The following is a 26,681-nucleotide window of genomic DNA, read 5'->3' as shown; positions in this document are numbered from 1 at the left end:
CAGCAGCGGCTACTACACGTAACGAGCACGTCGGACAACGGGGGCACACATCATGGTCACCTTCCAGGACCTCAACGACCTGCGGCTGGGAAAGCTTCAGGAAGCGGTCGCGGATTGGCAGGCGATGGTCGGCAAGCTGGTCAAGGTCGCGGACGGCGGCCATGGCGAGGTCAGCGCGGCGGACCTGGACAGCAAGGCCAAAGCGGCCGACTGGAAGGGGCAGAACGCGACCGTGACCAAGGACTTCGTCACGGTCACGGCGCGGGAGTTCGACGACGTCGTCACCGTCGCCCGGAGCGTGCACACGATTCTGAGCGGCGCGCACAGCAAGCTGACGAAGCACAAGAGCGACTTGGCCGACGCGGTGAGCCGCGCGGCCAAGAAGAACATCTACGTGGACGACAAGGGCATGGTCAGATCCGCCGTCCCCTCACCACAGGCGGCCGGCAACGCGAAGATCGAACCACCGACCCAGGCCGAGATCGACGCGGTGGCCCAGGAGATCAGCACCATCCTGACCGCGGCGGGCGAGACGGACAGCACGGCCGCCACGGCGCTGCGTTTCCACGCGAAGGACAAGCACGGGTTCGAGTCGAACGGCTTCAACAGCTTCGACTCGGCGCAGAAGAGCATCGAGGACTCGAACGAGCTCATCGCCCTGGGCAAGAAGGACCCCAGTCAGCTCACCAACGAGCAGCTGGCACGCTTCAACGCCCTGATGAAGGCCCACCCCAACGATCCCGTCTTCGCCGAGCGCGTGGCCCTCGGTCTGGGCCCGGAGGGCACGCTGAAGTTCTTCGCCGGGGCGGTGGACCTGGACAGCTGGGAGAACCGGGAAGGCGGCGGCACGGGCACCCGGGAGGCGCGCGAGGAGCGCATGCAGCTGCTCGGCGCGCTGGAGAAGCAGCTGGGCACCACGCTCGCCACCGCGTCGCACTCCAACAGCGAGGGCATGGAGTCCTGGAAGGACCGGGTGGTCGGGCTCGGCGGCGAGAACGTCGGCAGCGGTCAGGGCGGGAGCCAGACCCGCGTCCACGGCTTCCAGGCCATGAGCAACCTCATGCGCCACGGGAAGTACGAGGGCGAGTTCCTCAACGACTACGGCAACGCGCTCGTCAAGTACGAGAAGGAGCACACCGGGGACGTCAAGGACCCGGGCCCCGGCGGCAGGAACCGGGAGGACGTACTGCCCTGGGACAGGCTCCCGTCGTACGCGAAGATCGACCAGCTCCACTACGGGGACAACGCCGACGCGGGTACGGACCCGATGACCGGTTTCATGAAGGCCCTGGCCCACAACCCCGACGCGGCCACCGACTTCTTCAGCTCGACGGACCCCCAGGACAACGCGCAGTACGTCCTCAAGGACCGCGAGCCCTTCAACGACGTGGTGCCCGACTCGATGGGGTACGGGAAGTCGGCAGGCGACTACGAGGGCCCGAAGGCGAGTTACGAGGCGACCGGCGACGCCCTCGTCGCGGCGGCGACCGGGGTCGACCCGAACGACAGCTCCGCGCGGCCCCCCGAGCACACCGGACAGCACCGGCAGGTGCTCGACAGCTCGCTGAAGTACCTCGCGGAGCGGGGCGACGACTTCCCCAGCGAGATGCGGGACGACATGGCGATCGTGCTGACGAACCACGGCGACACGGTTCACCACTCCGCCAGCGCGCTGGCCGATGACCCCGAGGACCCGAAGCTGCTGGACAGGGACCAGCTGCTGGAGGTTTCCAAGCAGGTCTCCCGCGACCAGAACGCCTACGGCATGCTCAACGAGGGCCTGAACCGGGAAATCGTCAGGGACATCCACGAGGACAACCCGAAGGACCCCAAGGAGACCCTGCAACGAGCGGGCGCCACCGTCGGCTTCCTGGAACAGGCCCGCTACCAGGCCCTGGTGACCGACAAGGACGACCCCTCGTGGGACGCGAAGTGGCTCTACCACGGTTTCGGCAGCATCGCGAACTTCGTTCCGGGGGTGGGTGACATCGCCCAGCGCGGTATCGACGCGGCGGCCTACCAATGGCAGACGCAGGAGCAGGAGCGGATCGACACGATCCAGCAACAGAAGAACGAAAAGGTCTTCGAAGGCAGAGAGCTGCAGTTGCAAGCACTCGCTGACACATGGATGAAGGCCAATCCCGACCACGGCAGCAGTCGCTACGTACTCACCGGCGAGATCAACGGTGCCGCCTACGACGCGAACAGCCGGGTCAGGGGCTTGGAGGGTGGAGGGTGATGCGAACCACGAAGAAGAACCTCACCGCGCCCGTGCGCGGTGCCGCACTACTTGCGGCGGTCGCGGTCGGGGCTGTGGGGTGCAGCTCCCAGAAGACGTTCGAGGTCTCGGAGCTGTGCGGGACGAAGGTGGACTCCGCCCTCGTCGCCCCGTTCCTCCCGGAAGGCGAAACACTGAAGGTCGACGACGGTATCTCGGCTCCGGAGCAACCGCGCTGCCAGGTGTACGTGGACGGCGATCTCCACCTCTACGTGCGAGGCAACATCGACAAGGCCGACTTCGACCTTCTGAAGGCCACGGAGAGGAGTATGCGGCGGCTGGGCAGCCCGGCACCGGCCGACGGCATCGGTGATGGTGCCACCATCGCGGACCGCGGAGCGATGGCCGTACAGATGTGCACGTACAACGGAGAGAGGAGCCAGTACATCCTGGAAATCGATGGGGTGGACCACCCGAAGGACACGGCTGAACGCCGTAAGGCCCTCGAAAAGCTCCTGCAAGCCCACTTGCCCGTCATCATGGAAGCGGAGGGCTGCCGCCCGTAGAGGCCCGGGGGGCAGAAGATGTGTCGGAGGCCCGGGGGACGTAGTGAGGGGCGCATGCGAAGGAACGTTCTGTGGCACGTGGGCGGCATTGCGCTGCTCACCACCCTGCTCCTCGGGGCCACCGGCTGCGGCAGCCCCGAAGCATTCAAGGTCTCGGAAGCCTGCGGCACGAAGGTCGATCCCGACCTGATCGGCCGGCTCCTCCCCAGGGGCGAGGAGCTGAAGACCAAGGACACCTTCTCCGAACCCAAGCAGCCTCGATGCGAGTTCGAGGTGGACGGGAAGGAACAGGTGGGGTTGAGAGGGGACGTCGTCGAACCGTTCGTCAAGCCACTGGAGGTCAAGGAATCGGTCATGCTCCGCCTGGGCGACCCGGCACCTGCCGACATCGGGGACGGCGCCACCATCGCGGACCACGGCGGGATGGCCCTCCGGGCCTGCACGTACCAGGGCGAGAAGATGCAGTTCGTGCTGGCCATCGACGGCGTGGAAAACCCCGAGGAGACCACGGAACGCCGCCGCCTGCTCGAAGAGTTCCTGCGCTCCCAACTGCCCGTCGCAATGGAGGCGGAGGGCTGCCGCCCGTGATGGTGCCAGGGGGCCGTGTCACGCCTGACGGGCGTCCGGCTTGTGGGCCAGGAAGCCGGCGACCGGCCGCTTCGCGCCTTCCTCGGGCTCCTGCAACGTGCGCCCCGTGATGACGAACCCCGCCCGCTCCAGCAGTTCGGCGATCCGGTCCGCCGGCAACCGGTAGCTGCCGAAGGGGACGGCGGGGCCTCCGTAGCCGTACGTCAGCTGCCGGTGCCCGTCGTCGCCGACCCGGGTGACGATCAGCAGGTGCCCGCCGGGCGCCAGCGTCCGGTGGAACTCGGCGAACGCGCCGGGGAGCGACTCCGGCGGCAGGTGGTGCGTGGAGTAGAACGCCAGGATGCCGCCCAGTTCGCCGTCCCCGGTCTCCAGCGCGGTCATCGAGCCGACGTCGAAGCGCAGTTCCGGATGGGCCGCGCGGGCCAGCCCGACCATCCCCGGCGAGAGATCGATCCCGAAGGCGGAGACCCCCAGCCCGGTCAGGTACGCGGTCACCTTGCCCGGCCCGCAGCCCACGTCCGCCGTCGGCCCGAGGCCGGACGACGTGACGAGCTCGGCGAAGGCGGCCAGTACGGCGCGCGACAGCGGGTCCAGCTCGCTCGGGTCCTTGACGGTCCGGGCGTAGTCGGCGGCGACGGCGTCGTACGACTGCCGGATCGCGTCCAGGTGCGGGGATTCCATCACCCCGTGACGTTATGCCGAACCCAGGACAGGCGGCTAGTCAGGCCGGGCAGATCCCTTCGGGCAGGCCCGAGGGCAGGCCCGAGCGCTCCTCCGCCGTGAGGTCGCGGCCGACGACGGCGCACAGGTGCCGCTTCCAGAGCTCGGGATCGAGATGGATCAGGTCCAGACGGCCGCGGTCTCCGTTGCCTCCCCCGAAGCTGCCTCCGGAGAGCGTACGCAGCAGAGTTCTGCCGTCCTTGGTGGTTGCCAGGAAGTGCTGGTGCGCCGCGAAGTCGTACGTCTGGAAGGTGTTGGGGTCCGAGAGCTGCTGGAAGCGCACCGAGCCACCGTTCGCGATGAAGAACTCACTGTCGGCTCCGGTGAAGCTGAAGGCATATCCGTCTCCGGTGAAGTGTTCGTCAGCCCCCAGCGGCCCGAGCGGTCCGACGAGTCTGGCCGGCCGTTCTCCGGTCGCCGTCGACCACAACTCCAGCATGCCGCCAGGCGACTTGGCGGCCGCGTAGCGACCACTGCTGTCCCGGATCGCCCGTTCGACCCTCGGGCCCAGGCGGACGCTCAGATCCTTGTTCTCCTCGCCGGTGCGCAGGTGAACGGCGTGCAGGACCGGGGCGCGGGCGACCATGATCTGCACATAGCCCTTCTCCGCATGGCTGTTCACCGCGAAGCCCGAGTCCTGGGCCTCCGGGCGGCCGGAGCCGAAGCGCGGCGGATTCTTCTTCGTGAGGCCCAGCGCACGGGCGTCGATGGCGGCGGACAGGCGGCGCCCGGTCCTGGCGTCCCAGTGCTCGATCCGGCTGCCGGAGAGGGTCACGAGTTCGTCGCCACCCCGGAGGAAGGTGAGCGTCAGCGCCTCCGGGCCGCCGCCCCGGTCGACCGGGGGCTCGTGTGTGGTGACCTCCGCCACCCGGCGCAGCGACGGTATCTCCCGGATGAGGACCCGGTCACGGTCGATCACGTCCGCCACGAGCGTTCCGGCGTCGTTCACCAGCAGGTCGTGCTCCACACCCCGCTCGATCACCACGCCCGACGTGGGCCGTTTCACCTCGGTGACGATCCGTCCGGTCGCCGCGTCGACGAGCGCCAGCGTCTCGCCCTTGTCGGGCTCGTCCAGCTGGTGGAGCTGAGCCAGCAGGTACTTCCCTCCGCCGACCAGGCGCGGAGAGCCGACGACGATGTCGGAGCCGTCGATGTCGCGCGGTATCAGCGGCTGGGCCGTCACATGATTGTCGCCGTAGGTGACGACCGGAACGACCGGGTGGCGCGCGTCTCCGAGGAGACGGCCGACGACCAGGTCCGGCGAGGCCACCTCGGCCCGTGTCACGCGGCTGCCGCGCCGCGTGCCGACGATCATCCACGCCTCATGGTGGTTCACCGCGAAGCGCTCGCCCTTCTCGTCGACGGCGATGTCTCCGCAGCCGCTGTTGGGCCCGGCGTAGGTATAGGTGTGCAGCGGCCGCCCGTCCCTCACGCGCAGAGCACTGTAGACAGCGACGTGGCCTTCGTCCTTCTTCACCCGACGACAGAAGGCCAGCACGCCGCCGTCACCGGACAGCGCCGTGGCCGAGCCGTACATCGCGCTGTCGTCGACGCCGTCCGCCAGTTCACGGGCCTTTCCCGTAAGGACGTCCACCGCGTCCATCACGAGGTCGCTGCCGCCCGTCCTGGTCCGGCTCACCAGCAGAGTGTTCTCGTCGGGTCCGAACCACACGGACTCACTCCTCTCGACCGGTCGGCCCGGCACGTCCTGTCGGCGTCCCGTCGCCAGGTCCCACAGCGTCAGTCGGCCGTTCACCATCGTGACCAGGCTTCCGGCGTCCGGCGAGAGGGCCATCAGTCTCTCCTCCTTGCTCACCCAGGCCAAGGTGTCGGCCATCTCCTCGAACTCCGGTCCTCGCAGAGCGCGTTGCGGGCGGAGCAGGTCCTCCGGACGGTCGGCTGCGGGATCGACCTCGTACCGGACCAGCACGCCCGTCCCCGACACATGAGCGATCTGCCGGCCGTCCCGGCTGACCAGCGGATGGAAGGCCATCTCGTCGAGGTCGAGCTGGAGCCGGTGGATGCGTCCTCCGGTCTGGCGGACGAACAGGGTGGCGCGCCCGTTCTCGGTCGTCACGAACGTCACCGTGCCGTCCACGCTCATCGCCACGTCCCGGATGCTCCCCTCGGTCCCGCTCAGGACCCACGCGGCGTTCTTGACCTGGTCGTACCTGCGGAGCACGGCGTTGCGGGCCTCGTTCGTGGGCGCGAGCCCGTAGGCGCCCAGGGCGATCAGTGCGCCCTGTCCCGGATCCTGCTTGGCGACCTCGTCGGAGTAGTTGGCCAGCAGCCGCGACCGCCCGTCCTCCTCGCGCTGCGTGCTGACGCGCTGCTGATAGACGAGGAACGTGCCGAGGCCGACGATCAGCGCGAACACCGCGGCCGCCGCGGTCCAGGCCGCGCGGCCGCGGGCCCGCCGCAGACGTCGCCGCTGCCGCGCGCGCTCCAGAAAGTCACGCTCGGCCGCGTCGAGTTCCGTCTCGCGGCCCTTCACCCAAGCTTGAATGTAGGCGAGCTGTACCTCTCCTGGCAGCAGGGCGGACGGCCTCTCCTGCTGCGTCCAACGGTCGAGGTCATGGTTCAGCTCCGCGCGGCCCGTCAGGAAGCGTTCGTCCTCCCGCACCTGATCCCTCAGCGCGGGCCACACCTCGATCAGCTTCTCGTGGGCCAGCTCGGCGGTCTCCGGCTGTCCGTGGCCGCCGCGCAGCACGAGCAGCCGGAACGGCTGAGCGCCGAACGACCTGGCGAGCTCCCATCCCGCATCGCCCGCCTCCTTCCGCGTGATCCTGCGGCGCAGCGGCTTCCCGCTCCCGGGCGGCACTCTCACCAGGCCCCTGAGCAACCTGGCGGCGGCGATCCGCTCGCCCTCGCCGACGTACTGCTTCCAGGCGGTTTCGCAGTGCTCCTTCAGCGCACCCTTGACCCCGTTCAGCGCCTGGTACGTCGAAGTACGCAGCCGGCCGCCGGACCGGTTGTCCCACAGCTTCTTCAGCAGGAAGCCGAGGAGCGGCAGATTCTCCGGCTCCCGGCATGCGTCCTCCAGGATGCGGTCGGCCAGTCCCGGGTCGTACTCCACCGCCGGAGCCTTCTCCACCGGTCTGGTGATCACGTCCTTGAGTTGGTCCCGTGACATCGGCGCCAGCGGAAGCAGTTTGCTGCCGCCCACCAGGGGGCCGAGGCGAGGGTGTCTGAGCGCCGCGTCCATGAAGTCGGACCGAAGCGTGACGAGCAGCCGGGATCCGGCCGTCGGGCCGCCTTCCGGAAAGAGGAGCCCGGCGACTTCGCCGAACTCCTCGTCGCCGATGTGCAGGAGAGCCTCGGCCTGGTCGAGGACGACGAGATACCTGCCGTCGGAAGCGCCTCGCAGAATGTTCAGCGTCCTCACCAGGCCCTTGCCCGCGAGCCACTCCTCCACCTGGTCGACGCTCTCCGCGCGTCGGTCCCCGTACCGGCCGGTGCGTACGGCTTCGTAGAGGTCGACGGCCAGTCGGGAGAGCAGGGAGCCGTCGGCACCGGCGTTCACCACGACCGCTTCGTAGCCCGGCCGGTCGTCGTCGCCCTCCCCCTCGCCGCTCCCGCGCCGCATCCGGGGAACCACTCCGGCCAGCGCCAGCGAGGACTTTCCGCAGCCCGACGGTCCGAAGAGCGTGACGGTTCTGCGCCGCGGCCGTTCCAGTTCAGCGGCCACGTCCTCGATGGCGCTGTCGCGGCCGAAGAAGATGTCCTCGTGTCGCTCCTGAAAGGTGTCGATGCCCCGGAACGGATGCGCGGCCAGCTCGCGATCGAGATCGGGCAGCTTGGCCAGCGCCGCCTTCACACTGATCGCGAAGGACTGCTGGGTGTCGTCTCGCTTCCGCTGGGCCGCGACGACGATGCCGACCACCGCGCCGCGCTGCTCGTCCCAGACAGGACTGCCGCTGTAGCCGCCGGTGATGTGGGTCGTCCGGCTGTCCGCGCGGGAGAGCTGGATCCAGTCGCCCGACGACTTCCCGCTGAGCTCTCCCCGGTGCCAGACCACGCCCAGTTCGTCGTCCGGAAACCCGACGACGCGCACCGGCCGGTGCGACACCGCGGCGGAAGCGGCCAACGGCAGCGGACGCGTGCCGGGAACCACGTCGCGCAACCGGAGCACCGCCACATCCCCGCACTGCTTGGGCGCCTCCGGTATCCACTGCTCGACCTCGGCGACGACATGCCGTTCAGCGGCCCCGTCGACGAGCGGGAAGTCGATCAGCACCTCGGCACCGACAGGGACGGCGAGGTCCCGTCTCCTCCCGAGCGCGTCGGACACGACATGCGCACAGGTCAGCACCCGGTCCGACGTGACGAGGAAGCCGCCTCCGGCGATCGTGCCGTTCTCTCCCCCGACCCGGACGACCGCCGCGTTCAATGCCTCGTCGGCGCTCAGCGCCTCTTCGCCCGACACCATGGACTCCGCGTCCCCCCGTGAGCCGGTCATCTCAACCCACTCAACTCACGGCCGGAGCAGGCTCGTTCGGATCGACCGCGTCACCCTTGTGCCACGTCAGACTCACCGAGAAGTTCGCCGCCGTCGCGGTACTGGCGATCACCACGTCCGCCTCGGCCGACAGCGACACACCGAACTCCAGCGTGATCTCGTCCGGCGCGTTGGCCATTCCCCGGAACCTGCCGACGAAGCTCTCCGCCACCGGCCGTACCGTATCCAGCATCTGCCCGAACGACCGCTCCGCACGGGCTACGGAGCGGTCTCCGCGGCCGACCCGCACCAGGGATTCGTCCACCTCACGGATCTGCACACGGATCGCCTCGTCGCTGCCGTCCTCCAACGGCACCTCGACCGTGCGGACAGGGCTTTCGCTCACTTCGACCTCCAGCGTTCGGGAGGGGCGATCCTAGCGAAGGCAACTGTCCACACAGTCAGGGTGGTTGAGGTTCGGCGCGGCTGCCGCACCTCACCGCCCCCGCTCTCAGCCGGGCAGCACCGGCAGCAGTTCCGGCAGATGCCCGTCCGAGGCCGTGGCCGCCGCGACGCGTTCGGCCGGGACCTCCCCGTACAGGGTCGTACGGGGGCGGGACGGGCGGCCCGCCAGTTCGGCGATGGCCTCCAGGCCCTGGATCGAGCGGTACGAGCCGTAACTGGACCCCGCCATCCGGGAGATGGTCTCCTCCATCAGCGTGCCGCCCAGGTCGTTCGCGCCCGAGCGCAGCATCTCCGCCGCGCCCTCCGTGCCGAGCTTCACCCAGCTCGTCTGGATGTTGGTGATGTGCGGGTGGAGCAGGAGCCGCGCCATCGCGGTGACGGCCCTGTTGTCGCGGTCCGTGGGGCCGGGGCGGGCGATGCCGGCCAGGTAGACCGGGGCGTTGGTATGGATGAAGGGGAGCGTCACGAACTCCGTCAGGCCGCCCGTCTCCTGCTGGAGCCGGGAGAGGGTACGGAAGTGGCCGAGCCAGTGGCGGGGCTGGTCCACATGCCCGTACATCATCGTCGAGGACGAGCGCAGGCCCACCTCGTGGGCGGTTTTGATGACCTCCAGCCAGGTGGCCGTGGGCAGTTTGCCCTTGGTGAGGACCCAGCGGACCTCGTCGTCCAGGATCTCCGCCGCCGTGCCGGGGATCGAGTCGAGCCCGGCCTCCTTGGCGGCGGTCAGCCAGTCGCGGATCGACAGGCCGGTGCGGGTCGCCCCGTTGACGACCTCCATGGGCGAGAACGCGTGCACGTGCATGCCGGGTACGCGTTCCTTCACCGCGCGCGCGATGTCGAAGTACGCCGTGCCGGGCAGGTCCGGGTGGATGCCGCCCTGCATGCAGACCTCGACCGCGCCCACGTCCCACGCCTGCGCCGCCCGGTCCGCGACCTGGTCCAGGGAGAGCGTGTACGCGTCGGCGTCGGTGCGGCGCTGGGCGAAGGCGCAGAAGCGGCAGCCGGTGTAGCAGACGTTGGTGAAGTTGATGTTCCGCGTGACGATGTACGTGACGTCGTCGCCGACCACGTCCCGGCGCAGCGCGTCCGCGATCCGGCACAGCTCGTCCAGCGCCGGACCGTCCGCGTGGAGCAGGGCGAGCGCCTGGTCGTCGGTGAGCTTCGTCGGGTCGTCGGCGGCCTGGCTCAGCGCCTGGCGTACGTCGGCGTCGATGCGGGACGGGACCATGCCGGGGGCCGCCGCCTCGCGGAGCGCCTCCCAGTCCCCGTACACCTCGTCGAAGTCGTCGCGGCGGTCGCCGGTGCGGCCCTCGGTGTCGATGGTGGTGTGGAGGTCGGTGCGGCCGAAGGAGGTGAAGCCCTCGTCCGGCTCCTGCCAGGGCAGTCCGGCGGGGATCGCGTCCTCGCGGGCCAGGCCCGTCTCCGGGTCGGCCAGGGCGCGGACGTGCGGGAGGAGGCGGGGGTCGAGCCAGGGCTCCCCGCGCTGGATGAACTCGGGGTAGATGGTGAGGCGTTCGCGGAGCTGGAACCCCGAGTCCGCCGTCTTCCGCGCCAGTTCGTCGATGTGCGGCCAGGGGCGCTCGGGGTTCACGTGGTCGGGGGTCAGCGGCGAGACCCCGCCCCAGTCGTCGATGCCCGCGCCGATGAGGAGGCCGTACTCGGCGTCCACCAGGTTCGGCGGGGCCTGGATCCGGGCGGACGGGCCGAGGATGTGCCGGGCCACCGCGATGGCGGCGGCCAGCTCCTCCAGCTCCGCGTCGGGCATCCCGCGCATCGCCGTGTCCGGCTTGGCGCGGAAGTTCTGCACGATGACTTCCTGGATGCCGTGGTAGGCGCGGGCCGTCTTCCGCAGCTCGAAGAGGGAGTCGGCCCGCTCCTCGTAGGACTCGCCGATCCCGATCAGGATGCCGGTGGTGAAGGGGACGTTGGAGCGGCCGGCGTCCTCCAGAACGCGCAGCCGTACGGCCGGTTCCTTGTCCGGGGAGCCGTGGTGCGGGCCGCCCGGCTCGGACCACAGGCGGGTCGCGGTCGTCTCCAGCATCATCCCCATCGAGGGGGCCACGGGCTTGAGGCGCTGGAGGTCGGTCCAGGTCAGCACGCCCGGGTTGAGGTGGGGCAGCAGGCCCGTCTCCTCCAGGACCCGGATCGCCATCGCCCGTACGTACGCGAGCGTGTCGTCGTACCCCTCCGCCTCCAGCCACTCCCGCGCCTCGGGCCACCGGTCCTCGGGGCGGTCCCCCAGCGTGAACAGCGCTTCCTTGCAGCCCATCGCCGCACCCTCGCGGGCGATGGCCAGCACCTCGTCGGGCGACAGGAACATGCCGTGGCCGGCCCGGCGGAGCTTGCCGGGGACGGTGACGAAGGTGCAGTAGTGGCACTTGTCACGGCAGAGGCGGGTGAGCGGGATGAAGACCTTGCGCGAGTAGGTGATTACGCCCGGCCGGCCCGCCGCCTCCAGGCCCGCGTCACGGACGCGGGCGGCGGACGCCGCCAGATCCGTCAGATCGTCGCCGCGCGCCTGGAGCAGGACGGCGGCCTCGGTCACGTCGAGGGCGACACCGTCGCGGGCGCGTTTGAGTGCGCGCCGCATGGCGTTGGAGGTGGGGCGTCCGCTCTGAGCATCGGTCATGAACCGAGCATACGAGCGAGCTGCGCGCGCCGGACCAGGGCCTCGGGGGTCGCTTGTCGAGGAATCACCGGTCGCGACATGCCCATGACCATGCTCGTGATCATGCCTGTGGTCGTGCCCATGGTCGTGCCCGTGGTCACTCGTGCGTGCCGACTCACCCGGATGAGACCCCGCCGACGGCGTTCTCACGCTTAGTGTCGGAACGGTGATGGAAACGATCGTCCTCGACATCGGCGAAACCCTCGTACGCGACGACCGGCACTGGGCGTCCTGGGCCAACTGGCTCGGCGTACCACCGCACACGCTCAGTGCGCTGGTGGGCGCGGCCGTCGCCCAGGGCCGCGAGGCCACGGACGCGCTGCGCGTCCTGCGGCCCGACATGGACGTCGAGGAGGCCTACCGCGCGCGGGCCGCCGCCGGGCGCGGAGAGCACCTCGACGAGTCGGACCTCTACCAGGACGTCCGGCCCGCGCTGGGCGAGCTGCGGGCCGCGGGTATCCGGATCGTGGTGGCGGGGAACGGCACGGTCCGGGCCGGGGAGCTGCTGCGGGGCCTGGACCTGCCCGTCGATCTGGTGGTCACCTCGGACGAGTGGGGCGCCCGGAAGCCGGACCCGGATTTCTTCGCGCGGGTGGCCGAGGTGGCGGGCGCGGCCCCGGAGGCGACGCTGTACGTGGGCGACCACCCGGCGGAGGACCTGTTCCCGGCCGCGGCGGCGGGGATGCGGACGGCGCACCTGCGACGGGGCCCGTACGGGCACTGGTGGGCGGAGCACCCGGACGTGGTGGAGACGGCGGACTTCCGCATCGACGCGCTGACGGAGCTGGTGGGCCTGCCGGGGGTGGGCGGGCCCGACACGTCGGCCGTGTCGGACTCGTCGGACCCGCCGTCGGGCGAGGGGGCCAAGGTGGTGCGGCGGGGGACGCTGCGGTCGGTGCGGTGACCTCACGGCTGGTGCGGTGGCCTCCGGTCGGTGCGTGGCGTTCCCGGCCCGCCCGGCTGACGGCCCGCCCGGCTGACGGCCCGCCCGGCGGACGGCCCGCCCAGCTGACGGCCCCCTCCGCCCTCCGGCGCCCCGGAGCAAGGGTTCCGTCCTCGAACGCCGGGCGGGCCGGCTACCGGGCACCTGCTAGTTCCCCAGCACCGCCTGCATCACGCTCTTCGCGATCGGGGCGCCGAGGCGGCCGCCCGAGATGTCGGAGCGGGAGATGTCCATGTCCGTCGGGTCGATGAACACGGCGACCGCGACCGAACGGCCGTCGTCCTTCTTGCCGTAGCTGACGAACCAGCCGTACGGGACCTCGTCGCGGACGTTCACGCCGCGCTGGGCGGTGCCCGTCTTGCCGCCGACCGTCACACCGTCGATCAGGGCGCGCTTGGCGCTGCCCTCCTTCGCGGTGTACTCCATCATCTCCTGGACCTTCTTCGCCGTCTCGGACGAGACGGCCTGGCTCATCTCCATCGGCTCGTTCTTCTCCAGCGTGGAGAGGTCCGGGCCGCGCAGCTCGTCGACGATGTAGGGCTGCATCAGCTTGCCGTCGTTGGCGAGGGCCGCCGTGACCATCGCCATCTGCATCGGGGTGCTGGTGAGACTGCCCTGGCCCATGCCGGTGAGGGCCGTACCGGGCTTGTCGAGCTTCTGCGGGTAGAGGCTCTTCGTGGCGAGCATGTCGCCGAACTCCTCCGCGTACACATCCTCGTTGAAGCCGAACTTCTCCGCCGTCTCCCGCATCCGGTCCTCGCCCAGTTCGGACGCCGCGTCGAGGAAGACGTTGTTGCAGGAGTACTGCATGGCGGTCTTCATCGACGCCTTGTTGCACACCGCGTCGCCCGCCTCGCTGCCGATCTTGTTGGTGGAGAGCGGGAGGGGATACGGCGAGACCGCGTCCGTCTTGGCGTCCACGTCCGTGACCACACCGTGCTCCAGCGCCGCGGCGGCCGTGAGGATCTTGAAGGTGGAGCCGGGCGGGTAGGTCTCGCGCAGCGGCCGGTTGGCCAGCGGCTTGCCCTTCTTCTTCTCCAGCGCCGTGAAGCGGTCGCTCTCCTTGAACGAGATCCCGGCGAAGGTCTCGGGGTCGTACGAGGGCGTGGAGACCAGGGACAGCACCTTGCCGGTGCGCGGGTCCAGGGCGACCACCGCGCCCCGGGCGCCCAGGTCGGTGAGCCCCTTGTAGGCCGCCTTCTGCGCCTTGGCGTCGATGGTGGTGATCACGTCGCCGCCGCGCCGGGGCTGCCCCGTCAGGATGTCCTTGGCGTGCCGGAAGGCGAACCGGTCGTCCTGGCCGCTGAGGACGCTGTCGTAGGTCCGCTCCAGCAGCGAGGTGCCCCGGGACTGGGAGGCGTACCCGGTGACGGGCGCGTACATCGCACCGTCCTTGTTGGTCCGGAGGAACGCGTAGTCCCGGCTCTCGGTCTCCTTCGATCCGGTGATCGCCTTGCCGCCGACGATGATGTCGCCGCGCGGGGTGGCGAACCGCTCGAATCGCACCCGGGCGTTCTTCTCGTGCTGGGCCAGCTCCTGGCGGTCGACGTGCTGGAGCCAGTTCGCCCGCAGCAGCAGGGCCAGCACCAGCAGCCCGCAGAAGATGGCTATGTGCCGCAACGGCCTGTTCATTCCACTCCCCACCCGGGCGGGCTCCGGTCCGCACGGCGGGGTGCCCGCCGACCGGGCCCGCGTATGCGTTCCCCGATGAACAAGGATGCCCTGTGGGCGCGCCCGGTTGCACCGGCGGCCCCGGGCCCCCCTCCTCGGCGGTACTCGGCGTGACCGCCGGAGGTACGCGGTGTGACCGTGAGAGGTACGCGGTGTGACCGTGAGAGGTACGCGGTGACCGTCAGAGGTACGCGGCGTAGCCGTCCAGCGTCCGCAGGACCTGCGCCTCGTCCGCCGGGGGCAGCTGGAGCACGACCTCCTCGATGCCCAGCTCCGCGTAGTGGGCGAGCTTCCCCGGGCTGGGCAGCACCGCGTACGGCACCACCTGGAGGCCCTTCGGGTCGCGCCCGGCCTGCTCCCAGGCCGTCCGCAGCTTCGGCAGGGACTCGGTGAGGCCCCCGCCGCCGATGGGCAGCCAGCCGTCCGCGTACTCCACGATGTGCGCGAACAGTTTCGGGCCCGCCCCGCCGCCGATCAGGGTGCGCGGGCCGTTGACCGGTCCGCGCGGCCGCTGGGCCGGCTTCGGGTGCGCCTCGCTCGCCTGTACGGAGCCGAACGCGCCCTCGTACCCGGTCGGCTCGTCCGCCCACAGGGCCCGCATCAGGGCCATCCGGTCCCGCCCCAGCTCCCGGCGCGTCGACCACTCGACCCCGTGGTCGGCGGCCTCCTCGACGTTCCAGCCGTAGCCGACGCCGAGGGTGAACCGGCCGCCGGAGAGGTGGTCCAGGGTGGCCGCCTGTTTGGCCAGGTCGATCGGGTCGTGCTGGGCGACCAGGGTGATGCCGGTGCCCAGGGCGAGGCGCTCGGTGACGGCGGCGGCCTGGCCGAGGGCGACGAACGGGTCCAGGGTGCGGCCGTACTCCCGGGGCAGCTCGCCGCCCATCGGGTACGGCGTGCTGCGGATCACCGGGATGTGCGTGTGCTCGGGCAGATACAGCCCGCCGAACCCCCGCTGTTCCAGCTCGCGGGCGAGCCTGACCGGGGTCACCGTCTCGTCGGTGAGGAAGATCGTTGTGGAGATCCGCATCGAGAACACCTCCGTCGTCCGTCAGCGCGTCATGCGTGCGAAGGGCCAAGGTATGCCGTACGACAAGGAAATCCGAGACCGTCGTCCGTGTGCGTCGGGAGCGGACGGAGAGGAGTTGCGATGGGGCCGGGACTGGGGCTGGGGCCGGGGCTGGGGTACTTCCTGTTGCCTGCGGGCGGCGCGCTGAGCCTGACCGGGGTCGTCACCGGCAACGGCACGCTGATCAGCCTGAGCTGGATCATGTGGGTGCTCGGGATCCTGCTGCTGTTCCGGAGCCGTTCCCGCCGCCCCGTCGATCCGGGGAAGCTCGCGGCGGCGGCCGCTGCCGGGGACGCCCGGGCCGTGCGGGGGCTGCGGGCGCTCGCGCTGACCGCGCGGGCCGAGGGGCGCCCCGACACGGCCGAGCGGCTGCTGAGGCAGGCGGTGCGGGCCGGCGACGTGGAGTCGATGTGGGAGCTGGGCCGCCTGGTCGAGCAGCGCGAGGGGTTGGCGGCGGCGGAGCCGTGGTTCCGGATGGCGGCGCAGGCCGGGCACGCGGTGGCCAAGCGGCTGTTCCGGCCGGGCGGCGCGCTGCACCCCGACGGGGCGGACCCGGCCCCGTAGGGCCCTGTGCGCCAGGCGACCCGTCGGGCGCTCAGGCGAGTCGCAGCGCGGCCTCCCGCGTCAGGAACGCCAGCCGGGCCGTCTTCTCCGGCTTCACGATCTCCGGGCCCAGCTCGAATCCGGCCCGGACCATCCGGGCGAGGGCCTTCTCGTTGCGGGCGTCGGGCTCGGCGACGACCCGCAGACGGGCCGGGTCGCCGAAGACGAAGCCGATGAACGCGGCGAGGAGGGCCTCCGTGTGCCCCCTCACCGCTCCCTCGCCCTCGGCGGGCGCGATCAGCAGGTGGACGCCGAAGTCGCCGGGGCGTACGTCGTAGCACTCGCCGACCGGGTCGGCGTCCGGCTCGTACGTCTGGAAGAGCGCGGCCGGGACCCCGTCGCGCAGGGCGAGGTAGGCGTGGTGCGTGGGCAGCGAGCCGACGAACTCGTAGATGTCCCGGACCTGTTCGCGGGTGTGGCCGCCCATGCCCCAGAACCGGGCCCGCTCCTCGGTGACCCAGCCGTGCAGCAGGTCCGCGTCGGCCTCGGGGTCGACGGGGACCAGGCGCACCGTCCCGAAGCCCTCGACCTTCTGCTCGTGGACGGCCGCGCGGAGGGCCGGGACGGTGGGGTCGGCGGCGGTGGGGTCGGCGGCGGCGATGTTGGCGGTGGCGGCGGCGGTGTTGGCGGCGGCGGTCATGGCGGGGGGCTCCTCCGGGTGGCGGGTCGTCGGGTGCAGCAGGTTCCAGTCCGTGACGACCGGGATGAGCGCGCCCCGCGCCCACAGCGGCGTCTGGTCGCGGTGGTGGGCGGATCCGGGGACTCCGGACGCGCCGAACGGTACGACCCACCGGCTGTCCTCGCGGCGGGCCAGGTCCCAGACGTAACGGGCGGCCGGGCCCCGGGCGAACAGGTCGGTGACGCCGGGGACGGCGGAGGTGGACAGCACGCAGTCGTGGTCGCCCGCGAGCCCCGGCCGGGCCTCCTCGTCGTCGGGCGTGAGGTCCGGCAGGGCCTGCCAGGGGGACAGCCGGTGCTGCTCGCCCCACGGGCCGGGCGGAGTCTCCTCGGCCGCCGCGGCGACGGCCTCGGCCGAGGCCGCGACCAGCGCCAGCCGGTCCTCGTAGGTCAGGAGTCCGACGGTGAGCAGGCTCTCCAGGGCGTAGCCGATGCGGGGGACGGCGGCGAGCCAGGGGCGGAAGAGCGCCGGGTGGGCGGCCGAGCGCCACGGGTCGGCCGCGCCGGTGACGCCCTTCAGGGCGGGGTGGCCGGCCAGCCGGTGGACGACGTCGGTGCGGAGGCGGGCATAGAGGGTCGCGTCGGTGCTGTGCGCGTCCATGTGGCGGTCCCAGCGCAGCAGCCGGTCCCGGAGGCGTCTCGCGGCCGGGCCGAGGCCGGGGGACCGGGCCAGCAGGGACAGCAGGGGGCGGGACGAGGCGAGGAGGGTGTCGGTGTGGACGGCGGCCAGAGCGGCGGGCGACCAGTCCGTGCGTGCGGCGAGCAGCTCCCGGATGCGGCGGGCCCGGTGCCGGGGCGCGAACTCCACCCCGAGCGGGGCGGCGAGGCCGCGCTCATTGGCCATCACGGCGATCCCGTCGGGGCCGACCGCCTCGGTACGGGGCAGGGGTGCGGCCCGGCCCTCGCGCCAGGCGTACGTGGGGTCCTCGGCGGGGACGACCCGCAGCCGGTTGGCGTACGGGCGCACCGGGACGTGTCCGGCGACCCGGTGCAGGGCGCCGCCGGCGGTGTCGGCGGCCAGGACCACGTTGACCGGTTCGACCCAGCGGTCGAGGGCGGCGTCGAGGTCGGCGACCGTACGGGCCCGGAGCAGGGCGGGCAGCACATCGAAACCCAACTCGCCGGTGACGCGGGGCGGGTGGCGGAGGCTGATGGAGAGGCCCTCGGCGGAGGCGTCGGCGTCCGGGCCACCGCCGTGGCCACCGCCCGGGCCGCCGTCCACCCCGCCGCCCGGGCAACCGTCCGGGCCGCCGATGATCAGCGGTCCCCGGTCCGTCTCGATCACCTCGACCGTCTCCGGGTCCGCCCCCGCCACCTCGATCGTCTCGGTGTGGGCGTGGGCCCGGCGCCAGCCGTCCGGGCCGAGCGCCTCCACCCCGCCGTCCGGGGTGCGGCGCAACCGCTCCCGGTAGAGGTCCTGGTAGTCGGCCATGGCGTTGGTGATCGCCCAGGCGACGCCGCCGCTGTGCCCGAAGTGGGCGATGCCGGGGATGCCGGGGACCGCGAGGCCGACGACGTCGAACTCGGGGCAGGCGAGCCGGATCTGCTGGTAGACGCCGGGGGCCTCGATGAAGCGGTGCGGGTCGCCCGCGAGGAGCGGGGCCCCGGTGGCGGTGCGGGCGCCGGTGAGCAGCCAGCCGTTGCTGCCGGCGGTGCCGGGGCCGTCGGTCGCGAAGAGGGTCATCCGGTCGTCGCCGAGCCGGCGGGCGACCTCTTCGCGCCAGAGTTTGGTCGGGAAACCGGCGAACAGGATGTGCGTGGAGAGCCAGACGCCGAGCGGGGTCCAGGGCTCCCAGCGGCCCGGGGCCAGGCCCACCGCGGCGAACTCGGGTGCGCGGGCGGCCCCTCCGGCGAGGCCGTCGTTGACGCCGTCGACGTACGCCCGCACCCAGGCGGCGGTCTCCGGCGCGAGGCGGTCGAAGCAGCGGCGGGCGGTGTCGGCGATCCGGGCCCGCCGGACGAACCGGTCCCAGTCGACGGCTTCCGCACCGAGACCGGAGGCGCTGGTACCGAGCAACCGGTGCCGCTCGGTCTCCAGTTGCCAGGCCCGGTCGAGGGCGGTGACGTGCCCCTGGGCGCGGGCCAGGGCGAGGGCGTCGGCGGCCCGCAGGTGCGGTATCCCCCAGTCGTCGCGGAAGACCTCGAAGTCCTCGAAGTCCTCGAAGTCCTCGCGGGCCGCTTCCGGGCCACCCTGGAGGGCCTCGGAACGGGCACCCGCGCCCGTGCCCGGTCTCTCGCTGTCGACGCCGGTCGTCATCGTTCCGCCCATCCCCTGCATCCGGTGGTTTTCAGCCACTCCCCAGCCCTCGAAATTTAGGTTAGCCTAACCTAAAGTGACCTTCTGGCAGTGGGCCGGGGCACCGGGGCGAGGCAGGAGACACCGTGGGGCATGGCTGGGAAGGCGTCGTTCTCAAACTGCTCAGGGGGCGTGACTTCACGTTCACCGTGACCGGCACGGAACAGGTCACGGACTGCTTCCGCCGGGTCCACGTGACCGACGGCGGGCTGCTCGCCGCGACCGGCGGGGCCCACCCGACCATGTGGCTGCGGCTCTGGTTCGAGAAGGACGGCAAACCCCATCAGCGCGCCTACACCCTGGTCGACCCCGATCCGGAGACGGGCACGTTCAGTCTGGAATTCGCCCTGCACGAGGGCCCCGCCTGCGACTGGGCGAAGACCGTCGGGATCGGCGAGACGATCGACGCGACGCTCCAGGGCACCGGCTTCACCCTGCCCGACCCGGCGCCCTCGCGGCTCTTCGTGATCGGTGACGCGGCGGCCCTGCCGGCGATCAACTCCCTGCTGGACGCGGTCCCGTCGACCCCGGCGACGATCTGGTTCGAGACCGCGCACGAGGAGGACCGGAAACTCCCGTTCCGCCTCGACGGGGCCCACCACACCCTGCACCACGTGGAGCGCCGCGAGGCGGGCGCGCATCTCGTCTCCGAGGTGAAGGCGGCCCTGCCGGAGCTGCTGGGCGAGGACCGCACGGACGCGTACGTCTGGGTCGCCTGCGACACGGCGACCACCCGGACCCTGTCGGCGTACCTCCGCAAGGAGCTGGGTCTGCCCAAGGACCGGGTGAACGCGCTGGGTTACTGGCGGCCGTAGACCTCGGACTCTTCGACGCCGGGGCGGCGGCCCCGGGGGTCCGGCAGCTCCGGCGACGCTCACCGTGCGCGCCTACGCGTCTACGTGCCTACGCGCCCCCGGACCGCAGCGACCTGCGCAGCAGGACACCGCCGATCCCCACCAGGCTCGGGAACCCGCTCTTCGGCATGGCCACCGTGCCGACCACGCCGACGGCGGTCAGGGCGATGCCCGCCGCACGCTGGGCCGGGATGTCGTCGTGCTCCTCCGCCGAGCGCAGCAGCCGGCCGCCCAGCCACAGGGTGGGGGCGGCGGCCATGAACCAGAAGGCGGCGGCACGGTCGCCCCGGTCGGGCACGGAGTCGACCACGTCCCGCCCCATCTCGGCGAGCACGTCACGGTAGATCACCGCTCCGACTGCGCCGTGGGCGATACCGACCACCTGGAGCCAGTGCCCCATCGAACGTCGCGTCATGGCCTCAGCGTACGGGCCCCCGCACGGCCCGACGGATCAGTCCTCGACCACGAGGGCCGGGGTCTCCTTCGTCAGGATCTCGCCCCGGAAGAACGCCGGGCTGCGGCGCTCCATCGCGACCATCAGCACGACGCCGAGGAGCAGCAGCCCCACCCCGATGACGAACACCGACCCGACGCCGAGGACCGAGGACCCGGAGCCGTACGCCGGGTCCCACATGTCGTAGAGGGTCTTGGCGAAGACGGCGGCGAGCAGGGCTCCGCCGAGCAGCGGGAAGAGGCCCTTGAAGACCAGGTCCCGGACGGAGCGGGTCAGTTCGGCGCGGAAGTACCAGGCGCAGGCGAAGGCGGTCAGCGCGTAGTAGAAGCAGATCATGAGGCCGAGCGCGTAGATGGTGTCGACCAGGACGTGCTCGCTGACCAGGGTCATCACGGTGTAGAAGACGCCGGTGCCGATGCCCGCCGTGATCGTCGCCCGGCCGGGGGTCTTGAAGCGGGGGTGGACCTTGGCGTACGAGGCCGGCATCGCCTCGTACGCGGACATCGCGAGCACCGTGCGGGCGACCGGGATGAACGTGGTCTGGAGGCTGGCGGCGGCCGAGGCGAGGACCGCGAGGAAGAGCAGGACGCCGAGGCCGGGGCCCATCACCGGTCCGGCGAGGGCGGCGAAGACGTTGTCGGAGGTGTCCGGGTTGGCGAGGCCGAGCCCGGAGGTGCCGGAGCCGACGGCCATCTGCGCGGCGATGCCGGTGGCGAGGTAGGAGCCGACCAGGACGACCATCGCGATGAGGGCCGCGCGGCCGGGGGTCTTCTCGCTGCCGGTGGTCTCCTCGTTGGCGGTCAGGCAGGCGTCCCAGCCCCAGAACATGAAGATCGAGAGGGACAGCCCGGCGGTGAAGGCCGCGAAGGACTGGACGGCGAAGGGGTTCAGCCAGGACCAGGAGAAGTCGAGCGAGGAGGCGAAGTCCGGCCCGCCGCTGCCCGCCTTGCTCAGGGCCATCGCCACGAACACGGCGAGGACGGCCAACTGGAGCCCGACCAGGGCGTACTGGATGCCCTTGGTGGCGGTCATGCCCCGGTAGCTGATGGCGGTGGCGACGGCGATGAGGACCAGGCAGGTGAGGATGTGGACCGGCTTGCTGTCGTCCAGGGCGGCGACCGACGCGCTGCCGGTGAGCTCCCCCGCGAGCAGCCAGAAGTACGAGGTGGCGACGCCCGCCAGGTTGGACAGCACGATGATCGTCGCGATCACCAGGCCCCAGCCGCACATCCAGCCGACGCGCGGGCCGAACGCCTTCACCGTCCAGGTGAAGGAGGTGCCGCAGTCCGGCATCGCCCGGTTCAGCTCGCGGTAGGCGAAGGCCACGAGCAGCATCGGCAGGAACCCGGCCAGGAAGACGGCGGGCATCTGCACGCCAACCTCTCCGGCGGTGGAGCCGAGGGTGGAGGTCAGGCAGTAGACGGGGGCGACGGTGGAGACGCCGATGACGGCGCTGCCCATGAGCCCGACGGAGTTCCCGCCGAGTCCCTTGCCCCGTACGCCACCGCGGCCGTCACCACCGTCGGCCGGGGCACTTCCCCGTACCGTGTCTCCGGCCCCTGGCCGCGCGTCCAGCTGAGTCATGAGGAGGACGCTATGCGCTGCGATATCCACATCCGGAGCGTGAGACTCCAACGTCTCACCCTTGGATATATCAGCCAACTCCCCCGAAACGCTTGACCAATTCAAGGCGACATTCACATGACGCCTTGCAATGCATGCCACTCAGCCAGGCGTGGCGACGTACGGTAATCGCAGCACTGTCCGTTTCGTACGGGTTCAAAATTTTCCCGCGCCCCGCGGAAGTGCCCTCAGCCGGGCCAGACGATCGCCTGTGTCTCGCTGTAGGCGTGCAGCGCGTACGAGCCCACGTCCCGCCCCACCCCGCTCTTCTTGAACCCGCCGAACGGGGCCTCCATGTTCCGCCCGACCGTGTTGACGCCGACCCCGCCCGCGCGCAGCCGGCGGGCGATCCGGAAGGCGCGGGCCACGTCCCCGGACCACACGTAGTCGATGAGGCCGTAGTCGCTGTCGTTGGCCAGGGCGACGCCCTCCTCCTCGTCGTCGAAGGGGACGACCACCACGACCGGCCCGAAGATCTCCTCGCGGACCACCCGCATGTCCGGGGTGCAGTCGGCCAGCAGCGTGGGCGCCACGTAGAAGCCCCGGTCCAGGTGGCCGGGCCGGACGCCGCCCGTGACGACCCGCGCGCCCTCCTTCCGGCCCAGCTCCACGTACGCCTCGACACGGTCGCGGTGGGCCGCCGAGATGACCGGGCCGACGACGGTGGCCCGGTCGCGGGGGTCGCCGACGGTGAGCCGGTTCGCGTACGCGGTGAGCGCGGCGATCAGCTCGTCCTGCCGGGACCGGTGGACCAGGACGCGGGTCGGAGCCGTACAGATCTGTCCGCTGTAGAACGAGAACGTCGTGCCGATGCCCGCGACGGCCACGTCCACGTCGGCGTCGTCGAGGACGAGCGCCGCCCCCTTGCCGCCCAGCTCCATCAGCTGCCGCTTCATCCCGCGCCCGCACACCTCCGCGATGCGCTGCCCCACGGCGGTGGACCCGGTGAAGCTGACCATGTCGACCTCCGGGGCGTCGACCGCGGCCTCCCCCACCTCCGCGCCCGACCCGGTGACGACGTTCACGACGCCCGGCGGAACACCCGCCTCCGCGAGGGCGGCGGCCATCCGGTAGACGGAGAGCGGGTCCTGCGGGGCAGGCTTCACCACGACCGTGTTGCCCATCGCGAGCGCGGGCGCGATCTTGCCCGCCGGGTTGGCCCAGGGGTTGTTGTACGAGGTGACGCACGTGACCACGCCGACCGGCTGGCGGACGGCCAGCGCCCCGAAGACCCCGGCCCGCCCCATCGGACCGGCCTCGTTGATCTGAGGTACGACGGCCTCCTCGACGGGTTCCAGCGCCCCTCGCGCGTACCGCCGGAAGCGGGCGATGCCCACCCCCACCTGCAGGGACCGGGCGGTGGAGGCGGTGGCGCCGCTCTCCGCCCGCGCGACCTCGGCGTGGGCGGCGAAGTCCCGCCGGACGAGGTCGGCGGCCCGGTCGAGGATCGCGGCACGCTCCTCGGGCCGGGTCCGCGACCAGGGCCCGAAGGCGGCGCGCGCCGCCGCGGCGGCCTCGTACACCTGGGCGCGGCTCGCCTCCGGGGCGAGGCCGACGACCTCCTCGGTGGCGGGGTCGATGACCTCGTAGTGCCCGGCGGCGGGCTCGGTCCACTCCCCGCCGATGAAGAGCTTGCCGGGGCTGCTGCCGCTCACGCCGTACTCACCGTCCGGGTGTCGCGGCCCGAGCGCAGCACCGTGCCCGGCACCGCCCCCGTCACCTTGTCGTCGCGCAGGGTCTCGACCCCGTTGACGCGTACGGAGACGATCCCGATGGCCTTGGAGTCCAGGCGCGGGCTGTCCCCGGGCAGGTCGTGGACGAGCGTGGCGGGCCCGGCGTCGATCCGCTCGGGGTCGAAGAGGACGAGGTCGGCGTGGAAGCCCTCCTCGATCCGCCCGCGCTCACGCAGCCCGAAGAGCCGCGCCGGGTCGTCGGTGAGCATCTTGACGGCGGCGGTCAGGGAGACGAGTCTCCGCCCCCGCAGACAGTCCCCGAGGAAGCGCGTGGTGTACGGGGCCCCGCACATCCGGTCCAGGTGCGCGCCCGCGTCCGAGCCGCCGAGCAGGACGTCCTCGTGCTCCCAGGTCCGCTGCCGCAGCGCCCAGGAGTCCGGGTCGTTGTCGGTGGGCATCGGCCACAGGACCGTCCGCAGGTCGTCGGCGGCGCAGATCTCGACCAGGCAGTGGAAGGCGTCCTGGCCGCGCTCGGCGGCGATGTCGTTGACGACCCGCCCGCTGAGCCCCTCGTTGGCGGCGCTGTAGGTGTCCCCGATGACGTACCGGCCGAAGTGGGCGAGCCGGCGGAAGACCCCGGCCTCCTTGCTGTCGGCGCGGCGCAGCATCTCGGCGCGGGTGCCGGCGTCCCGGAGGCGTTCGATCCGCTCGGGGACGGGGAGGGCGAGGATCTCGCCCCAGCCGGGGATGAGGTTGAGGGCGCAGAAGGTGCCGAGCGACATGTTCATCGGGGTGAGGATCGGCATGGTGAGGGCCACGATCCGCCCGCCGGCGCGGCGGGCCCGCTCACTCGGGATCAACTGGCGCGGTACGCGTTCGGGGACGGCGGCGTCGATGGTGAGGACGTTCCAGTTGAGCGGGCGTCCGGCGGCGGCGGTCATGTCGACGAAGAGGTCGATCTCCTCGTCGGAGAACTGGTCCAGGCAGCCGGCGACGATCGCCTCCAGCTGCGTCCCCTCGTGCTCGCCGACCGCGCGGGACAGGGCGAGCAGCTCCTCGGGCCGGGCGTGCCGGGAGGCGACGGGCTCGCCGTCGCCGTCGGAGTGGGTGGAGGACTGGGTGGTGGAGAGCCCCCAGGCCCCGGCGTCCATCGCGTCGTGGAAGAGGGCGAGCATGGCGTCCAGCTGCGCGGGCGTGGGCTGCCCGCCGACCGCGTCCGCGCCCATGACGTGCCGGCGCAGGGCGCAGTGCCCGACCATGAACCCGGCGTTGACGGCGATGCGGCCTTCGAGGGCGTCGAGATACTCGCGGAAGGTGGACCAGCTCCAGTCGACGCCTTCCTCCAGCGCGGCGAGCGCCATGCCCTCGACCCGCGACATCATCCGCCGGGTGTAGTCGGCGTCCTCGGGCCGGTCGGGGTGGAGCGGGGCGAGGGTGAACCCGCAGTTGCCGCCCGCGACGGTGGTGACGCCGTGGTTCATGGAGGGGGTGGCATAGGGGTCCCAGAAGAGCTGGGCGTCGTAGTGGGTGTGCGGGTCGACGAAGCCGGGGGCGAGGACGAGCCCGTCGGCGTCCTCGCCGGTGACGGCCTCTTCGGTGATCGTCCCCGGCTCGGCGACGACGGCGATCCGGCCGCCCCGGATACCGACGTCGGCGGTGTACGCGGGCCCGCCGGTGCCGTCCACGACGGTCGCACGGCGGATGAGGTGGTCGAGCATGACGGTTCCCTTCTCGGGGTTCCTTCTCCGGCTCGGGTTCCTTCTCCGGCTCGGGTGCGTGGGACAGCCGGGGTGCGCACGCTTTCGGCCGCGGTACGCACCCCGGCTCATCAGGGCGACGGTCCGGGAAGACGCCGCCCGGCCTATCCAGCCCCGCCGGCGCTTGAGGCGGGCGTTTCAGCCCCGCCGGCGCTTGAGGAGCGGGGCCCGGGGCGGAGCCCCGAACACCAGCCCCGCCGGCGCTTGAGGCGCGGGGTCCGGGGCGGAGCCCCGTGCGGGTCAGCCCGCGGCCCGGAACCGCGAGGTCCGATGCACGGGATCCGTATCGATCCGCGGAATCACGTGCTCCCCGATCAACCGGATCGTGTTCATCGTGTCCTCGGGACTGATCCCGATCGGCAGCCCGAAGCTCAACTGGTCCGCCCCCGCCCGATCCCACCGCCGGCACTGCTTCAGCACCTCGTCGGGATCCCCACAGATCATCAGCTCCTCCGCGATGAGCAGCTCGACGATCTCCTCGGTGTACTCCGGCAGCAGCTGAGGCCACTCCGGGATCCCCTCCGGCCGGGGGAACGTGTCGTGGTAGCGGAACAGCAGCGACTGGAGGTAATTGAGCCCCCCGCCGACCGCGATCTCCACCGCCTTGGCGTGCGTCTCGGCGCAGATCGCGGTGGACGTGACCATCACGTTGTCGTTGACGAACGCGCCCACCGGCTCGGCGTCCTTGACCGCGTTCTTGTAGGACTCGACGACCCACTCCATGTCGGAGACCTTCTGCACGCTGAAGCCCAGCACGCCGAGCCCCTTCTTGCCCGCCATGGCGTACGAGGACGGCGACCCGGCCGCGTACCACATGGCCGGGTGGGACTTCCCGTACGGCTTCGGCAGGATCTTGCGCGGCGGCAGGGACCAGTGCTTGCCCTGGAAGCCGACGTACTCGTCCTGGAGCCACATCTTGGGGAACTCGGCGATCGTCTCCTCCCACAGCTCCTTCGTGTGGTTCATGTCGGTGATGCCCGGCATGAACCCGAGGATCTCGTGGCTGCCCGCGCCCCGCCCGGTGCCGAACTCGAAGCGCCCCTCGGAGAGGTGGTCGAGCATCGCGACCTTCTCGGCGACCTTCACCGGATGGTTGACGGGGGCGAGCGGGTTGAAGATGCCGGAGCCGAGGTGGATGCGCTCGGTGGCGTGCGCGAGATAGCCGAGGTACACGTCGTTGGCGGAGAGGTGCGAGTACTCCTCCAGGAAGTGGTGCTCGGAGGCCCAGGCGTACTTGAAGCCGGACTTGTCCGCCTGGATGACGTACTCGGTCTCCTCGATCAGCGCCTTGTGCTCTGCCTCGGGGTCCACCTTGGCACGCGCGGCGGGCACGTACCCCTGAACAAAGAGCCCGAATTCCACGGAGGTTCACCGTCCTCAAGTCTTCCGACAGCTTTTCT

Annotated in this window: 18 protein-coding genes; 6 read left to right on the top strand and 12 right to left on the bottom strand. The window is 71.4% G+C overall.

The annotated features are described in order from the left end of the window. Positions 1 to 52: 52 nt before the first annotated feature. The 3 genes from N7925_RS20905 to N7925_RS20895 are packed head-to-tail and all read left to right on the top strand — an operon-like array spanning position 53 to position 3,372. Positions 53 to 2,239, top strand: coding sequence for a DUF6571 family protein (locus tag N7925_RS20905; RefSeq protein WP_274344769.1), 2,187 nt, complete (start codon positions 53 to 55; stop codon positions 2,237 to 2,239). Further along, positions 2,239 to 2,784 (top strand): hypothetical protein, encoded by a 546-nt coding sequence (locus N7925_RS20900; RefSeq protein WP_265601036.1) that lies wholly within the window; start codon positions 2,239 to 2,241, stop codon positions 2,782 to 2,784. The genes N7925_RS20905 and N7925_RS20900 overlap by 1 nt, the downstream gene beginning before the upstream one ends. Before the next feature lie 54 nt (positions 2,785 to 2,838). After that, entirely contained in the window at positions 2,839 to 3,372 is a 534-nt protein-coding gene (locus N7925_RS20895; protein WP_265601035.1) for a hypothetical protein, read from the top strand. 18 nt (positions 3,373 to 3,390) lie between these two features. Here N7925_RS20895 and N7925_RS20890 read toward each other — a convergent pair whose 3' ends face one another. The 4 genes from N7925_RS20890 to N7925_RS20875 all read right to left on the bottom strand — a co-directional run bounded on the left by N7925_RS20890 (position 3,391) and on the right by N7925_RS20875 (position 11,624). Beyond that, entirely contained in the window at positions 3,391 to 4,053 is a 663-nt protein-coding gene (locus N7925_RS20890) for a class I SAM-dependent DNA methyltransferase (protein WP_443032352.1), read from the bottom strand. Between the two features lie 40 nt (positions 4,054 to 4,093). Beyond that, positions 4,094 to 8,551, bottom strand: a complete 4,458-nt coding sequence (locus N7925_RS20885) for a serine protease (protein ID WP_274344767.1) — start codon at positions 8,549 to 8,551, stop codon at positions 4,094 to 4,096. 10 nt (positions 8,552 to 8,561) lie between these two features. Next, on the bottom strand, positions 8,562 to 8,936 hold the full coding sequence (locus tag N7925_RS20880; RefSeq protein ID WP_274344766.1) for a CU044_2847 family protein: 375 nt from the start codon (positions 8,934 to 8,936) through the stop codon (positions 8,562 to 8,564). 105 nt (positions 8,937 to 9,041) lie between these two features. Beyond that, positions 9,042 to 11,624 carry a bifunctional FO biosynthesis protein CofGH gene (locus N7925_RS20875; protein ID WP_274344765.1) on the bottom strand — a complete coding sequence of 861 codons (2,583 nt, stop codon included), beginning with the start codon at positions 11,622 to 11,624 and terminating at the stop codon, positions 9,042 to 9,044. A 208-nt stretch (positions 11,625 to 11,832) separates the two neighbouring features. Here N7925_RS20875 and N7925_RS20870 point away from each other — a divergent pair, with 208 nt between their 5' ends. Beyond that, positions 11,833 to 12,567 carry an HAD family hydrolase gene (locus N7925_RS20870; protein WP_274346513.1) on the top strand — a complete coding sequence of 245 codons (735 nt, stop codon included), beginning with the start codon at positions 11,833 to 11,835 and terminating at the stop codon, positions 12,565 to 12,567. A 186-nt stretch (positions 12,568 to 12,753) separates the two neighbouring features. On the opposite strand, the gene N7925_RS20865 is transcribed toward N7925_RS20870, so the two are convergent. Beyond that, the gene (locus N7925_RS20865; protein WP_265601030.1) at positions 12,754 to 14,238 is read right to left on the bottom strand and encodes a peptidoglycan D,D-transpeptidase FtsI family protein; all 1,485 of its coding nucleotides are present in this window, start codon (positions 14,236 to 14,238) and stop codon (positions 12,754 to 12,756) included. A 220-nt stretch (positions 14,239 to 14,458) separates the two neighbouring features. Then, positions 14,459 to 15,304, bottom strand: a complete 846-nt coding sequence (locus N7925_RS20860) for an LLM class F420-dependent oxidoreductase (RefSeq protein WP_274344764.1) — start codon at positions 15,302 to 15,304, stop codon at positions 14,459 to 14,461. A 120-nt stretch (positions 15,305 to 15,424) separates the two neighbouring features. Between N7925_RS20860 and N7925_RS20855 the strand changes: the two genes are divergently transcribed. Next, entirely contained in the window at positions 15,425 to 15,907 is a 483-nt protein-coding gene (locus N7925_RS20855) for a sel1 repeat family protein (protein ID WP_274344763.1), read from the top strand. A gap of 31 nt (positions 15,908 to 15,938) precedes the next feature. On the opposite strand, the gene N7925_RS20850 is transcribed toward N7925_RS20855, so the two are convergent. Continuing rightward, positions 15,939 to 18,893 (bottom strand): GNAT family N-acetyltransferase, encoded by a 2,955-nt coding sequence (locus tag N7925_RS20850; RefSeq protein ID WP_443032351.1) that lies wholly within the window; start codon positions 18,891 to 18,893, stop codon positions 15,939 to 15,941. 113 nt (positions 18,894 to 19,006) lie between these two features. Between N7925_RS20850 and N7925_RS20845 the strand changes: the two genes are divergently transcribed. Beyond that, on the top strand, positions 19,007 to 19,735 hold the full coding sequence (locus N7925_RS20845; protein WP_274344762.1) for a siderophore-interacting protein: 729 nt from the start codon (positions 19,007 to 19,009) through the stop codon (positions 19,733 to 19,735). A gap of 88 nt (positions 19,736 to 19,823) precedes the next feature. Here N7925_RS20845 and N7925_RS20840 read toward each other — a convergent pair whose 3' ends face one another. The 5 genes from N7925_RS20840 to N7925_RS20820 all read right to left on the bottom strand — a co-directional run bounded on the left by N7925_RS20840 (position 19,824) and on the right by N7925_RS20820 (position 26,643). Beyond that, positions 19,824 to 20,189, bottom strand: a complete 366-nt coding sequence (locus tag N7925_RS20840; protein WP_274344761.1) for a DUF6463 family protein — start codon at positions 20,187 to 20,189, stop codon at positions 19,824 to 19,826. A gap of 36 nt (positions 20,190 to 20,225) precedes the next feature. Beyond that, positions 20,226 to 21,812 (bottom strand): APC family permease, encoded by a 1,587-nt coding sequence (locus N7925_RS20835; RefSeq protein WP_274344760.1) that lies wholly within the window; start codon positions 21,810 to 21,812, stop codon positions 20,226 to 20,228. Between the two features lie 227 nt (positions 21,813 to 22,039). Then, the gene (locus N7925_RS20830) at positions 22,040 to 23,506 is read right to left on the bottom strand and encodes an aldehyde dehydrogenase family protein (protein WP_274344759.1); all 1,467 of its coding nucleotides are present in this window, start codon (positions 23,504 to 23,506) and stop codon (positions 22,040 to 22,042) included. Next, a complete protein-coding gene (locus tag N7925_RS20825) occupies positions 23,503 to 25,242 on the bottom strand; it encodes an N-acyl-D-amino-acid deacylase family protein (RefSeq protein WP_274344758.1) in 1,740 nt (579 codons plus the stop codon). Before N7925_RS20825 ends, N7925_RS20830 begins: the two co-directional genes overlap by 4 nt. Positions 25,243 to 25,521: 279 nt before the next feature. After that, positions 25,522 to 26,643: an LLM class flavin-dependent oxidoreductase gene (locus N7925_RS20820; RefSeq protein WP_032753493.1), complete on the bottom strand. Its 1,122-nt coding sequence runs from the start codon at positions 26,641 to 26,643 to the stop codon at positions 25,522 to 25,524. Positions 26,644 to 26,681: the final 38 nt, after the last annotated feature.

Source organism: Streptomyces sp. CA-278952 (genome assembly GCF_028747205.1).
In the GTDB taxonomy this organism is placed as follows: domain Bacteria; phylum Actinomycetota; class Actinomycetes; order Streptomycetales; family Streptomycetaceae; genus Streptomyces.
Note: the sequence above shows the minus strand (reverse complement) of the source record. Positions and strands in the feature narration are given on the sequence as shown.